Source organism: Paenibacillus sp. 01T424, from assembly GCF_056398745.1.
Genome location: NZ_JBFTPZ010000005.1, coordinates 145607 through 160839, shown reverse-complemented (window position 1 = coordinate 160839; position 15233 = coordinate 145607). Strand labels below are relative to the sequence as shown.

Genomic DNA, 15233 nt, shown 5'->3' with positions numbered 1-15233 from the left:
CAAATGATTTAAGTAAACGCTTTCAATGGTAAGGCAGTTGTTAAGCAACAACGAATTTTTTGTCATCATTTAATGAAACTATTGCAAACGGTTAATGGAAAAGGGTGAAGGCATGTTCAGGAAAATGATTGTTATCCTGTTATTAATTTTTACTGCAACCGCATGTCAGGGGCGTTACTCAAAAAGTGATTATGACGTGATCCATTCCATTAAATCGAATTCAACCTCAGAGAAACAGGAAGATCATCGAAAGTACACCATCGGCATCGTACCAAAAGTGATGGGGATTTCTTATTTTAATGTTGCTGAAGAAGGTGCGATGGAAGCAGCTAATGATTTAGACGTTAACGTCATTTATGAAGGGCCTCCAATCGCTGATGCATCAAAGCAGATTAATGTGATTAGACATCTTATCAATTTGTCGGTAGATGCGATTGCAGTTTCTGCAAACGATCCAGAAAAGCTGCTGCCCATCATTTTAGAAGCCAAAAGCAAGGGGATCAAGGTCATTACATGGGATGCAGATACGAATCCAGAAGGCAGAGATTTTTTTGTCAACATGGTCGATACAGAGACATTAGGCCGCCATTTGTTGGATACGCTTGCATGGAACACCGAAGAAACTGGCGAATACGCAATTATGACAGGGGCTTTCTCTGCTTCTAATCATAATGAGTGGCTCAAATGGATCAAACATCAGCAGAGTGAGTTTTACCCGAAAATGAAGCTGATTGATATTGTAGAGACGGAAGATGATCCGCAAAAGGCTTATGAGAAAGCAAAACAACTGTTAGCTAAATACCCAAATCTTGCAGGCATTATCGGCAATTCTTCTGTAGGACCTCCAGCTGCCGCACAAGCTGTAAGAGAAGCTGGCAAAACAGGTCAGGTCAAAGTTGTCGGTCTCTCCACGCCGAATTTGATGCGCGATTATTTAAAGGACGGCTCGGCACAAATGGCGACACTTTGGAGTCCCAAAAAACTTGGATATTTAACTGTTGTGCTTGCAAAAAATCTGCTCGAAGGCAAGCTGCCATATGATGGTCAAGACATTTATAATGTCGGAACTATTAGGGTGAACAGGGATACGGTCATTATGGGAGAACCGATCGATTTTACAGCAGAGAATGTGGATCAATATGATTTTTAAATTTCCAGAGCAACTGCGCTTCAGAAACTATCGGCTCAGCTCTAAGCTTATATTAGTTTATTTACTGCTAAGCGTTATCCCCATGTCGCTGCTCGGTACTTTTTCTTATTTGCAGTACACAAAATCAATTGAAGAACAAATTGGTGAATATATGCCCCGTTTTCTGTATCAAGCAAATGCGAATATAACGAAGCATATGGAGGATTTTGCAGAGCTGCATACATTAATGTTCAACTCTGACAATATGATCGCTATTTTGCGTCGCGACTCCTATCAGAGCCGTTCACAGCTGAATCAGGACCAATTCGAGGTAAACAATTATTTGGCACGTACTTATTTAAATACGGGGAACCCCGATGTTATGGGTGTTTTCATATTTTCGAAAAACAGGTTTTTTTACAGTGCGAGATCAAAGTTTACAGGTCTTAATGCGGATAATGCTTTTATCCCTTATGGGCAGGATCTTGATTTACGCGGAAAAGCGAAAATTATTCTTCCTAGCCAAATCAATCTGACATTCGAGAATAACGAACCCTATGTACTGATCATGAAACAGATGAATGATGTGGATAACCGCAAAAGCCTGGCGACTATGCTGGTTGCGGTAAAGCTCTCTTTTATTGACAACATATTGCGGGAGTTTGAACAGAACAATACAGCGGATTTATGGCTGATGAACCGTGAGGGCGAAATCATCTTTCATACAGATGAGGAGAAAATAGGAGGCTTTGATGAAGAAATAAATCGATATCCCATTTTTAACGGCAGCTTTCGAAAAGGGTCAGGGAAAAAAGCGGTGATCGTAAGTCTTAGCGAATCAAATGATTTTGATTGGATACTAGCTCATAGCATACCGCTAAAATATTTAACAGAGCGTACAGATTTGGTTATGAATGTGACCATTTTTGTATTTATTTGCTTTGTCCTCATTACTTCGATTATTTCGATTTTCTTCGCTATGAATGTAACGCGGCCGATCAAGAAGCTTTCCCGTCTAATGAAGGATGTGGAAATGGGCAGGTTTCAGGTGGATCTTAAGGTTGAAAGCAATGATGAGATTGGAGCACTCGCGCGCAGCTTTAATTCGATGGTAGCTACGATTCATGAGCTGATCGAAACGAATTTTGATATCAAAATTAGACAGAAGGAAGCTGAGCTGTACGCCCTTCAGTCTCAGATCAATCCGCACTTTATGTACAATACGCTGGAGACCATTAACATGGCGGTAGAGGACGGCAGATCGGATATGGTTGTCGAGATGGTTACACTGCTTGGTCGTATGCTTCGTTTTTCGGTTAGCAACAAAAACAAATTTGTAGCGATTGCGGATGAAGTCCAGCATATTAGCAATTATTTGACCATTCAGAAATATCGATTCAATGATCGGCTGTTGTTTGAGATCGATAAAAAAACGGACATCGAATCCTTTTATACACCCAAATTTATTTTGCAGCCGGTTATTGAGAATGCCATTAAATATGGACTTGAAACCCGTAAAGCACTCGATATTCGTCTAAGCATCAGTCGTGAATTTGGTGCGCGTTCTGGAGAAGAAGATATCGTTTTTCGCATATGGGACAATGGTCCGGGTATCGATCATGATCGATTGGAGAAGCTCGAGAGGTCACTCAGATCGGAGACACTAGCCCACAAGGATTCTGGTTTTGGGCTAAGTAATGTAAACGCTAGAATTATGATTATGTTAGGCCAGCAGTATGGGGTGCAGCTTCATAGCATTTTTGGTAAGGGAACAGAGGTTATTATCCGTATTCCTGTCATCACCCTGAACGATGTGGCAGAAAAATCGAAAAGCAAGGAGGAGTAAGCATGCACAAGGCGATCAGAACATTGATTGTAGATGATGAAGAAATGATTCGAAACGGCATTGCTAGACTCATACGCTCTTGCGGTGAGGGGTGGGAAATCGTTGCGACGCTGTCTGATGGCAAAGAAGCAATGGATTATTTGCATCAGTCACAAGGAGCAGTAGATTTGCTTATTACGGATGTGAAGATGCCCGTGATGGATGGTCTAACGTTAATAAGCGAGGGAAAACGCCATTATTCCTTCTTTCCGCTTGTGATCAGTGGTTATGATGAGTTTCAATATATTCAGACAGCGCTTCGAGAAGGAGCTGTTGACTATTTTTTAAAGCCGATAGACCGGGAGCAGTTTAAGAATCGAATGACAGAAATCAAGGTGAAAATTGAAAGCGGACGGTTTCAGCATATGAAATGGAATGAGATGGAAAGAAAATCCGAGGAGTTAAAAACATCGCAACAAGTGCAACTATTAAGCTATGTTACTTCGGCAGGGCTCGATATTTCGCGGCTAGGATATTGGGTGGATGAGTTTCCGAAAGGCCGATACGTCCTTCAATATGTAGGCCTCGATGCTCTTCCGGTAAAAACAAGAAGTTATACCCCAAAAGACTGGGAAGCTTATGTTTATGTGCTTGAGAATATCATCAAAGAAGTGGTAGAGAAATGTTCGAATGAATCAGAAATCATAGGCTGGTGCTGGAGAGGGGACGATTCGAATTTTTGGATATTGCTGCATCTTTCCGAGGCTTATGGCGAAAACAACGGTTTATTAGAAAAAACATCGTTCGAGCTGTCTGGTCAAATTCGTTCAGCGATTCAGTCCTACACGCCATTTACAGTTTCTGTTTCATGCGGCAGCTCGATTGAGGATTTATATTTGCTGCCAGAAGCAAAGGATCAAGCATTATCATTAATGTATTATCGTTTATTATATGGCGGCAATCAGTTGTTTGGCCGAGATGGCATTCAATTCAAGACGGAGAGCTCTTCAGACCAAATGGATAATGAGCTTGTCCATATTGCGCAGCGAATGAAGCAGGCAGTCGAACAAGTAAATGAGCAAGCAGCAGTTCAGTTTACGAAGGAGTTTTTTGCCCGGCTTGAAAAAATGGATTCGCCTGCTGCAATTCAACGAGCAATAATGAACGCATTTATTCTTATCCATTCGGTCGGCGTTGAAATGAAAGTGAATACGCCAATGTTAGATCCGCTCGAGAGCCGACTTCAAACGATTAAACGGGCGATAAATCTTAATGAGCTCAAAGTGGAACTCGATCAGCAGGTCGCTCAGCTTGTTCTGGAAATGAAACGAATGCGTCAAAGCGGCAGCATGAAACCGATAGAGCAGGCCAAAGCTTGGATCATAGCCAATCTACAAGACGACTTAACGATTAAGCGTATAGCTGAGCAAGTCTATATGAATCCCTCGTATTTCTGCCGGCATTTCAAGACGCAAACAGGTGAAACAATTCTCGATTACATCACGCGTCTTAGAATGGAGAAAGCAAAGGAGCTGCTTATTGATTCGCAATTAAAGCTCTACGATATAAGCGTTCTTGTTGGTTATCAAGACGTAAAGTATTTCAGTAAGCTGTTCAAGCAATGGTCTGGGGAGACGCCATCTAAATATCGAGAACAGAAGTTTTCGAAATGATAGTCAGTATAGTAGAGAAACTAAAGGGTAGGCCTAGCGCCTGCCTTTTTATTTTGTTCACAAACAGCCATACAATGTGGATTCCATATACAAAGCGAATACACTCCCCCATAAGTAACGAATGTCTCCTTCTTCACGATCTGCAATTTCGGTAAGGTAGACCTAGAAGGAAGCAAGAAGCAGCAGCATGTAGAGAACAGCGAAGGATGGAGGGTGATCCGGCAATGGCCGAGTACATTTTGGAGCTAGAGGGAATTACAAAAACTTTTCCAGGCGTCAAGGCGCTTGATAATGTCTATTTTAAGTTAAAGCCCGGTGAGATTCATGCGTTGATGGGCGAAAATGGAGCGGGGAAATCAACCTTTATTAAGGTGATTACCGGTGTCCACCCAGCAGATGTCGGCGAGATCCTCTTTGATGGACAACGCGTGGATTTTAAAAATCCTACGGATGCGAAGCGGAGGGGCATTGCAGCCATTTATCAGCATGTTACTTGTTATCCTGATTTAAGCGTCACAGAAAATATATTTATGGGGCATGAGAAAATTCAAAAAGGGACTAAGCGGATTCTTTGGAACGAAATGCATAAGGAGGCCGATAAGCTTCTGAAGGAGCTTGGCGCAGCATTCAGCCCCAAAACGCAAATGGGAGCATTAAGTGTAGCTGAGCAGCAAATCGTCGAAATTGCGAAAGCGCTTTCTGTTGATGCGAAGATCATTATTATGGATGAACCAACAGCCGCTCTTACCAATAGGGAAAGCGAAGACTTGTATCGCATTACAGAGCGTTTGCGTGACAAGGGAACAGCTATTATTTTTATCTCTCATCGCTTCGAGGACATGTATCGACTGGCCAGCAAGGTGACCGTATTCCGGGATTCCAGATACATCGGGACTTGGAAAGTGGATGAAATATCGAACCAAGATCTAATTATTGCGATGGTAGGTCGTGAAATTACGCAATTGTTTCCGAAGAAGGAAGCGCAGATTGGGGAAGAATTGCTTCGGGTTGAAGGTCTTGGCAGAACCGGCTACTTTGCTGATATTTCTTTTGCGCTGCGAAGAGGGGAAATATTAGGATTGACTGGTCTCGTTGGGGCAGGACGGACAGAGGTTTGCCAAAGCATCTTCGGCATTGAGCGAAGCGACAAAGGAAAGGTATTCTTCAAGGGGCAGGAAGTGAACATCCGAAAACCGATCGATGCGATGCGTATGGGGATTGGCTACTTGCCGGAGGACAGGCAGAAGCAGGGGCTCGTTCTACAGTGGAGCATCGGTAGAAATATAACATTATCATCGCTTGAGAAGATTTCAAGCAAAGGTGTTCTTAACACCGATAAGGAAGCGAGTATCGCTAAGCAATTAGCTGAGAAGGTAAATGTTAAAGCAAAAAGCATATTTGATTTGGCTAGCTCGCTCTCAGGCGGCAACCAGCAGAAGGTTGTATTTGCAAAGCTTCTGACTGCTGATGTGGATGTCATCATTTTGGATGAACCAACCAAAGGTGTGGATGTTGGCGCCAAATCTGCCATATATGAAATGATCAGCGATTTGGCATGTCAAGGGTATGGGATACTGATGGTATCGTCAGAGATGCCTGAAATGATTGGGATGTGCGATCGGGTAGCCGTCATGCGCGAGGGCCGGATAACAGCTTTTCTAGACCGCGATTCGATCTCGCAGGAAGCGATACTTCAAGCATCAATGGCTGACGATCGCCCTCTTATACAACAACATTAAAGGTGGGCATGACACATGCAGGAGAGAGAACTCAGTACGAGAGGTATAACCGCAGCTTCGCTTAGAGCTACAAGGCCAACGCGCACGCTCAGCGCTAAGATCGCCAAATTCAGAGAGCTTGGACTACTCGGATTTATTGTTTTGCTTTCAATTGGCGTTCAGCTTCGCAATCCCAGCTTTTTGACCTTGGAAAATATAAACGATATGGTAACGAACACCGCGATTTTGAGCATTTTGGCTGTGGGGATGATGCTCGTAATCGTTACCCGCGGAATTGATCTTTCCATCGGTGCAACATTGGCTCTTTCAGGCATGATCGCGGCACAGACGGTCAGTGCATTTCCGGAAATACCAGCTGTCGTCGCCCTTCTGATCGGCACTTTAACGGGACTTGTCAGCGGTGTGATCATTGGTTTCCTGGTTTCCAAAATCGGTATCCTGCCCATCATAGCCACACTCGGGATGATGAACGTGTTCCGCGGGTTTACTTATCTAACTAGTGGGGGCAAATGGGTTAGTGCACATCAAATGCCTACAAGTTTCAAAGCGATGGCAACGGGAACAACGCTCGGAATCAATAATCTGATCTTTATTGCAATCCTCATTTATTTCGTCGCTTATTATTTTGTTAATCATACCCGAACGGGCAGACAAATCTATGCTGTTGGAAGCAATCCAGATTCGGCAGTAATAAGCGGCATTAAGGTAGACAAAATTTTATGGCTCGTATATTCCATTATGGGCGGTCTCTCCGGCTTAGCAGGTGTGCTATGGGTATCCAAATTTGCATCAGCGCAAGGTGATACCGCATCGGGTTATGAGCTCAGCGTAATTGCTGCGTGTGTACTAGGCGGTGTGAGCATTGCAGGCGGTTCTGGCAAAATATCGGGCATCATCCTTGGCTCTATTTTACTAGGTATTTTGAATAATGCACTTCCTTTGATTAACGTATCGCCATTTTGGCAGAACGGCATTCAAGGCGCAATTATTTTGATCGCGGTCCTTATTAATGCAATCGTCAAGCGCGGCGTTGATCGCAACAATCTTATGAGGAGGAAAATCTAACGCTATGGAGCCGAGAATTGTTACGAATAAGCAGGATTTTTCCTTCAAAAGGTTTTTCCTTCAGTGGGAATGGATGTTGGTGGTATTGTTTCTTGCCATAACCGTCATGAATATGAATCTATCTGAGTTTTATTGGGATTACGATAATTTGCGAGATGCAACGATGGGATTTCTGGATAAAGCATTTATCGTGCTCCCTATGGTGTTCATCATCATCCTCGCGGATATCGATATATCCGTCGCATCGATTGTAGCATTATCGTCTGTTATTATGGCGGACTTATTCAATAAAGGAGTCCCTATTGTGCTGGCTATGGTCATTTGTTTGGCAGTGGGCACCATTTGCGGATGGATTAACGGCATCCTTATTGTGAAGTACAAGGAATTGTCCGCAGTTATCATTACTTTGGCAACGATGATCATTTATCGGGGAATCGCCTACATTATTTTGGAAGATCAAGCAGCAGGATCTTTTCCAGAGTGGTTTAGCTATTTGGGCTGGGGGTACGTGGGACCGATTCCGTTTATCTTGATCGTTTTTGCGGTATTTGCCATTGTGTTTAGCTTACTGCTGCACAAAACCGTGTTCGGCCGACAATTGTACGCGATGGGGAATAACATCAACGCGGCCCGCTTCTCAGGTGTGAATGTCGATCGTGTAAAAGTAATCGTCTTTACGCTTGCAGGACTGATGTCCGCTGTGACTGCTTTGTTTCTAACTTCCCGTATGGGAAGCACGCGTCCTAATATTGCGATGGGGTATGAACTCGATGTCATTGCCATGGTTGTTCTCGGCGGCATTAGCACGGCTGGAGGAAAAGGAAGAATGGTAGGAGCCATACTAGCGGTCTTCCTCATAGGTTTCCTGCGTTATGGTTTAGGATTAGTTAACGTACAAGCGCAAATCCTGCTCATTATTATAGGCTTGCTGCTTATATTCGCCGTCGCTGTTCCGAGGCTTAAAGTAGGCCGGAGTCGTACGAAGAAAACTTAAGTTGGTGCAATACAGTCGATCGGCTGTTTTGTATATAAAGGATTGGACAAAAAAAGGGAGGAAAAACAATGAAAAGAAACAAGGTGTTATCCGTTTGTTTAACTGTTTTGCTTACGATCTCGATGTTAACCGCATGCGGAGGAGGCAACAGCGTCAATAACTCCAAAAATACGGGCGGCAACAAGAGCGAAGCTACAGAGAAAAACAAGGGAAATGACACATCGGACAGCACGAAAAAGAAGAAATATGCCATTATCTTTAAAAACACGGGTAATCCATACGGTGAGAAGCAAATGGAAGGCTACAAAAATGCTGTTGAAGAGCTCGGATATGAAGCGATTTTGAAGGCGCCTGATCAGCCGACAGCAGAAGCGCAAATTCAAATGATTGAAGAGCTTATCTCGCAAAAGGTGGACGTGATCGCAATTGCGGCAAATGATCCGGACGCGCTCCAGCCGGCGCTGAAGAAAGCGATGAAACAAGGAATTAAAGTGCTTTCTTTAGATTCAGCGGTTAACGCAGCCAGTCGCATGGTTCATGTAAATCAAGCAGATCCTGAGCGTATCGGCCGCACACTAATTCAAGGCGTATCGGAAATGATTGGCGGCGAAGGCGAAATTGCGATCCTGAGCGCGACCTCTCAAGCGACAAACCAAAACACATGGATCGAATGGATGAAGAAAGAGCTGGAGGATTCGAAATACAGTAAAATCAAGCTCGTTAAAGTAGCTTATGGTGATGATTTGCGTGATAAAAGCGTGTCCGAGACTGAGGCGCTCTTGAAATCGTATCCTGATCTGAAAGGTATTATTGCGCCAACGACAGTAGGAATCGCGGCAGCGGGCAAGGTTTTAACGGATAAGGGTCTCACTGGGAAAGTGCAATTGACCGGTCTTGGCCTGCCAAGTGAAATGGCGGAATACATCGTGAGCGGCGTATGTCAGTGGATGTATTTGTGGAATCCGATTGATGTTGGGTACTTGTCCGGTTATGCAGCTGACGCATTGGTGAACGGCAAGATTACAGGTGCGGTTGGGGATAAGCTGACAGCTGGCAAACTAGGTGAGAAAGAAGTCGTGAAAGACGGTGAAGGCACGCAAATTATGCTTGGCGATCCCTTCAAATTCGATTCCTCTAACATCGCTGAATGGAAGGATGTTTATTAAAACAATCCTTTCATCATTACACATAATCGAAGAATGAGAAGATTGGCCGGGTAGTCGTTGAAGGACCTGCAGCAAGCAGGATATCCTTTCTTGTACTCCCGGCTATTTTTTTATGGATTTATGTTTAGTCTTCCAAATTGAGAGCGATACCAATGTAATGAAAAAGGGAGTGTTTTGGCAAATGAATAGTTTGTTCAGGAAGAAGCTGCTTGGTTTATTTTTAGCAACTGTTCTTGTAATTGCTTTATTACAGCCAGTAGCCGCATTCGGAGCAGAAGGAACGGGCCAAATGACTGCATATGACTTACATACAGAGTATAGCCATAACCCAATCGGAATCGATAACACCATGCCGAGACTCAGCTGGTTGCTTGAATCAACAGAGAGAGCACAGATGCAAACTGCCTATCAAATCATTGTCGCTTCAGAAGAGAGCCGTTTGGCTGGCAATGAAGGAGACATTTGGGATTCTGGCAAAATCATGTCCAGCGATTCCAACAATGTGGAATACAAAGGAGAAGCTTTACAATCCGGAAAACGTTATTTCTGGAAAGTGAAGGTTTGGGATAACCATGATCACGCTTCAGCATGGAGTGAGCTGGGCTCGTGGGAAATGGGATTGCTCGCGCCTGCTGATTGGCAAGCCAAGTGGATTGCCGCCTCAACACCTGCGACTGTACCGTCAAGCTATTCTATCGAGCTGGATTTTATAATATTAAATGATGGGGCAGCCATTTTGTTTGGCGGACCTAATGCTTCCAATAATTTTTTCTGGCAGTTTAACGTAAAAGAAAAAGCGTATGCCCAGTTTCGGCCACACACGAATGTCGGCGGTACGAAGCTTATGAAGGAAGTAGATATTTCACGTGTCATTCCGAATGACAAGCAATTGAATGTTGCTTATCATCTGAAAATTGAAGTGAACGGCAAAGAAATCAAAACCTACATCAACAATGAGTTAATCGACACGATGAAAAATGACAATATATCATTCGGTCCTATTGGATTCCGCCAGCATAAAGACGCAAGGACGAATGAGCGCGCCTTGTTCGACAATATCGTCATTAAGGATGAACACGGCAAGGAGTTGTTTCAAGCAAATTTTGATGATAAGGAAGCAGCAAGCTTTGAAGGGGGACAATTAACGGAAGATGGAAAACTACTCGTAGAGAACGGCACCTTTTATCAGAAAGTCGAGAGCAGAAGCTCACCTATGCTGAGGAAAGATTTTGAAATTGCGAAGCCAGTACGCAAAGCGACTGTCTACTCGACGGCGCTTGGACTTTATGAGCTCAGCCTAAATGGGACACGGGTAGGCAGCGATTTCTTTAATCCGGGATGGACGGATTACAATAAGCGTTTGCAGTATCAGACCTATGATGTAACCGACATGCTCCTTGAAGGAGGAAATGCGGTTGGGGCAATGCTGGGTGACGGTTGGTACGCGGGAAATGTGGCACATGTTGGTCCAAATCAGTACGGAACAGAGCTGTCGTTTTTATTCCAATTAAAAATTGAATATGAGGATGGCACAAGTGAAACGGTAATGACCGATTCTTCTTGGCATTCAACGACTTCGGGTCCCGTTCGCTACTCCGACATTCTAATGGGAGAGACATATGACGCGCGCAAAGAAATGGATAAGTGGAACCGTTCGAATTATGACGTTTCATCATGGAACGATGTAAAAGAGGTCAGCCATTTCCGCGGGAAGCTGGTTGCACAGGTAGGCCCTACCGTCAAGGCGACGGAAGAATTGAAGCCGAACTCAGTGAAGCAACCTAGTGCCGGTACTTATATTTTTGATATGGGACAGAACATGGTTGGCTGGGCAAGGTTAAAAGTCGAAGGCACTGCCGGAACGAAAGTGAAGCTGCGGTTTGCCGAGATGCTGAATGATGATGGGACGCTTTACACGGAGAACTTGCGTACAGCTAAACAAACAGATGAATATGTCCTAAAAGGAAGTGGGCTTGAGCAATATGAACCGCATTTCACATTCCACGGTTTCCGTTACGTAGAAGTGACTGGTTATCCGGGTGAACCTGCTTTAGATAGCATAACGGGGATTGTTGTTCACACCGATACACCGAAGACCGGGACATTTGAAACCTCCAATCCGATGGTCAATCAGCTTTATAGCAACATCACATGGGGACAACGAGGAAATTTTTTAAGCGTTCCAACAGACTGTCCTCAGCGTAATGAACGAATGGGCTGGACAGGAGATGCTCAGGTGTTCGTTCGCACTGCTACCTATAACATGGAAGTTCCTGGGTTTTACGAGAAATATATGCGGGATGTTGTTGATGCGCAGGGGGCAAATGGAGCATTCCCAGACGTTGCGCCAAATGTTAGCGGAATGGGCAATGGAAGCAACGGCTGGGGAGATGCAGGCGTTATTATCCCATGGACACTGTACTTAGCTTATAACGACACTTCCGTAATCAAAGAGCATTATGATGCGATGGTGAAATGGATCGAGTTTCTCAAAACGAACAGCAACAAGCTCATTCGTCCGGCTGGTGGTTACGGAGACTGGTTGAGCGTGAATGAAACTACACCAACGGATGTGGTGAATACGGCCTATTTTGCATACAGCACGAATTTATTGTCCAAGATGGCAGCGATCATTGGGAAAACAGACGATGCGGAGAAATATAGTCAATTATTTAAAGATATTAAAGCTGCTTTTAACACCGCATTTGTTGGTTTGGACGGACAGATCAAAGGCAATACACAAGCAGGTTATGTGTTTGCACTGCACATGGATTTATTGGATGGAGATATCAAGAAGAAAGCTGCCGAGCATTTAGTTAACAATATTAAAAGTAAAAACTGGCATCTGTCGACCGGGTTTCTTGGTGTAGGTTATTTGCTGCCGGTACTAACAGAAGCGGGCTATACAGAGGTTGCTTACCGCTTGTTGACGAACGATACGTACCCATCATGGGGATACAGCATCAAAAATGGCGCAACGACCATTTGGGAGAGATGGAATTCCTATACACAGGAGAATGGATTCGGTGACGCAGGAATGAACTCTTTTAACCATTATTCGCTTGGCTCCGTTGGAGAATGGATGTTCCGCTATGCGGCAGGAATCGAGGCAGATCCAGAGCAGCCTGGATTCAAACATATTATCATTCAGCCTACACCTGGTGGAGAGTTTAGCCATGTGAATGGAGAATACAAGTCTATTTACGGTTTGATCAAGAGCCGCTGGGAGCAGGAAGGCTCAGCCTTCAAGCTGAATGTGACGATTCCAGCTAATACAACAGCGACCGTATACATTCCAGCGGTAGATCAAGCATCCGTGAGCGAAGGCGGACAGCTTGCTGAAGAAGCTGTTGGTGTCAAGTTTTTGCGAATGGAAGGGGACAAAGCGGTCTATTCGGTCGGATCTGGAGCATACTCGTTCGCTAGTACAATGGCTGATTCCAACTTAAAGCTGGAAAGCATCAACTTGAGCAGCAAAGCAACGAAGCTGCAGCATGGTGAACAAACTCAGCTCACATTAAGCGGAAGTATGGATAATGGAATGGAAGCCGATTTCACTAATGCTGAGATTAAGTATGAGAGCAGCAACACTAATGTGATCAAGGTTGCTGATAACGGAATCGCAGCTGCAGTTGGACCCGGCTCCGCAGAAATTACTGCAACGGTAAAATCAGGAGAAGTTGTGCTTACCTCCTCTATTCGGTTGATCGTAGTTACCGGGGCGAATCTGGCGTTAGGCAAAAAGGCAACCGCACGCGAAACGTTGGAGATTTCGCCAGAGTGGGGGGCAGCAGGGCTCACGAACGGCAATTTGGCGCGAAAATATTCATCAACAGGCTCTCCTTCGCAGTCGCAAGAAAACAATCCGCTTTGGGTAGAGATTGATCTGGGTGCGAATCAAGATCTGAATAGTGTGGTGCTGTATCCAAGAACGGATTCCAGTACAAAGGATTCACGAACCGCCTCCTACCCTATTGATTTCCTTATTCAGGTTAAGCCTGATGGCGGAGATTATTTAGAAGTAAAGAGAATGACTGGTGAGCCGAACCCGTTGATGCTGCCACAGCTGTATACGTTTGAAAACCAAACCGCTAGATATGTGAGGCTGTCGGTCAATAAGCTTGGGGATATGGCATCAGACGATATTTACTATAGGCTCCAATTAGCTGAGCTGGAGGTATATAACAATCAAGCTGGCTTGCCCGTTACTGGCATAAGCTTGGATCGTACTTCGCTCGAAATGAAGGATGGAGAAAGCATCGAAATTGCTGCGACAGTGCTTCCGGCAAATGCTGCAAATAAGCTGGTGCACTTTGAGTCCAATCACGAGAATATTATCGTCACGAATGTTCATTATGATGAGGCTAGCGATACAACGAAAGCAACTGTAACAGCAACCAATAAGGGAGCAGATCAAGTAAATGGCGTCATAACTGCGACGACAGAAGACGGCAGCAAGACGGCTGCGCTAAATGTTACGGTAACCGCAGCTTCCGCAGAACGAGATATGGCTGCTTTGTCAGGAAGTGACACTGTCATAGCAGGACAGGGAACGGAGTGGACGATCGGTGCTGAAAATGTAGGCTCAAACTTCACGGCTCTTGATGTTATTGTTCATTATGACCCGCAGAAATTCGAATTCCAGACGGTTGGGGAAAGTACTTACCTCTCGCTGGACCCATCGGTCATTCAGTCGTTGAAGCCGAATTTCGAAGTGTTTGGAACGGCGGTTAAACCCGAGCTTGGCCAGATTCGGATCATCATGGTCACCTCAGGCCAGCAGCAAGCAGGTATTGACGGTGGCAATCTGTTCCGCCTCCACGGGAAGGTGAAACCGAGTGCACAAGCAGGCAATACAACGGTATCGCTGTCTGATTTCCAAGTGTCGGATAGTGGCAAGGGAACAATGATGAATGTATCGCGAGCTGTACTCTCGATGGAAGTGCTCCTCGCTGACAAAACAGCGCTGAATACGGCAATCGAACAAGCGCAGGCGTTACATGATGTCGCAATGGAAGGCACGCAGCCGGGTCAGTATCCAACAGGTTCTAAGGCGGCATTGCAAGCAGTAATCAACAGTGCGATTGCAGTGAAGAATGATCCGAATGCGACTGTGGAGCAAGTCACCATAGCGCTTAACGGCTTGAATGGAGCAGTAAAAGTGTTTAATGATTCGGTGATTCCATCAGCTCCTGGTGACAGGACGGAGTTAAACCGATTGATTGCAGAAGCACAATTAAAACATGACAGGGCAATCGAAGGCACAAAGGTCGGCAAGTACGCTGCGGGATCAAAAGCGCTGCTGCTGGCAGCCATTAACACAGCCAAGAATACAGGAAGCAGCCAGTGGCAAATAGATGAGGCTGTAACGATGCTAAACAAAGCTCTTCAAGTTTTCAAAGCGAAGATTGTGACACTGATCGAGGGACAAACGAAGGTTACAATTCGAGATCTGTCGATTATAGCGAATTTCTATGGTGTCACCTACAAAGATCCAAACTGGTCTGAAATTGAGAAAGCAGATGTGATCGGCGCAAATGTAATCGACATTCGTGTATTAGCTTCCATTGCGCAAATGATTCTTGAAGAGTGGAGCTTGGAATAGACATACGAATTTCGAATAGGAGGCAGGCACACTAACC

At 44.7% G+C, this 15233-nt stretch carries 8 protein-coding genes; all 8 read left to right on the top strand.

The genetic code is table 11. From position 1 onward, the window contains the following. The first annotated feature begins 112 nt into the window (after positions 1-112). Positions 113-1150 carry an autoinducer 2 ABC transporter substrate-binding protein gene (locus AC1DPK_RS06335; RefSeq protein ID WP_477509689.1) on the top strand — a complete coding sequence of 346 codons (1038 nt, stop codon included), beginning with the start codon at positions 113-115 and terminating at the stop codon, positions 1148-1150. Beyond that, positions 1140-2975 carry a cache domain-containing sensor histidine kinase gene (locus AC1DPK_RS06330; RefSeq protein ID WP_441875083.1) on the top strand — a complete coding sequence of 612 codons (1836 nt, stop codon included), beginning with the start codon at positions 1140-1142 and terminating at the stop codon, positions 2973-2975. Before AC1DPK_RS06335 ends, AC1DPK_RS06330 begins: the two co-directional genes overlap by 11 nt. A 2-nt stretch (positions 2976-2977) precedes the next feature. Next, positions 2978-4627 carry a response regulator transcription factor gene (locus AC1DPK_RS06325; protein ID WP_477509688.1) on the top strand — a complete coding sequence of 550 codons (1650 nt, stop codon included), beginning with the start codon at positions 2978-2980 and terminating at the stop codon, positions 4625-4627. A 224-nt stretch (positions 4628-4851) separates the two neighbouring features. After that, the gene (locus AC1DPK_RS06320) at positions 4852-6366 is read left to right on the top strand and encodes a sugar ABC transporter ATP-binding protein (protein WP_477509687.1); all 1515 of its coding nucleotides are present in this window, start codon (positions 4852-4854) and stop codon (positions 6364-6366) included. A 15-nt stretch (positions 6367-6381) separates the two neighbouring features. Then, positions 6382-7431 carry an ABC transporter permease gene (locus AC1DPK_RS06315; RefSeq protein WP_441875092.1) on the top strand — a complete coding sequence of 350 codons (1050 nt, stop codon included), beginning with the start codon at positions 6382-6384 and terminating at the stop codon, positions 7429-7431. Between the two features lie 4 nt (positions 7432-7435). Then, positions 7436-8425: an ABC transporter permease gene (locus AC1DPK_RS06310; RefSeq protein WP_339202968.1), complete on the top strand. Its 990-nt coding sequence runs from the start codon at positions 7436-7438 to the stop codon at positions 8423-8425. Positions 8426-8493: 68 nt separating this feature from the next. Beyond that, positions 8494-9591, top strand: coding sequence for a rhamnose ABC transporter substrate-binding protein (gene rhaS, locus AC1DPK_RS06305; protein ID WP_441875095.1), 1098 nt, complete (start codon positions 8494-8496; stop codon positions 9589-9591). 181 nt (positions 9592-9772) lie between these two features. Next, on the top strand, positions 9773-15196 hold the full coding sequence (locus AC1DPK_RS06300) for a family 78 glycoside hydrolase catalytic domain (RefSeq protein WP_477509686.1): 5424 nt from the start codon (positions 9773-9775) through the stop codon (positions 15194-15196). Positions 15197-15233 lie beyond the last annotated feature (37 nt).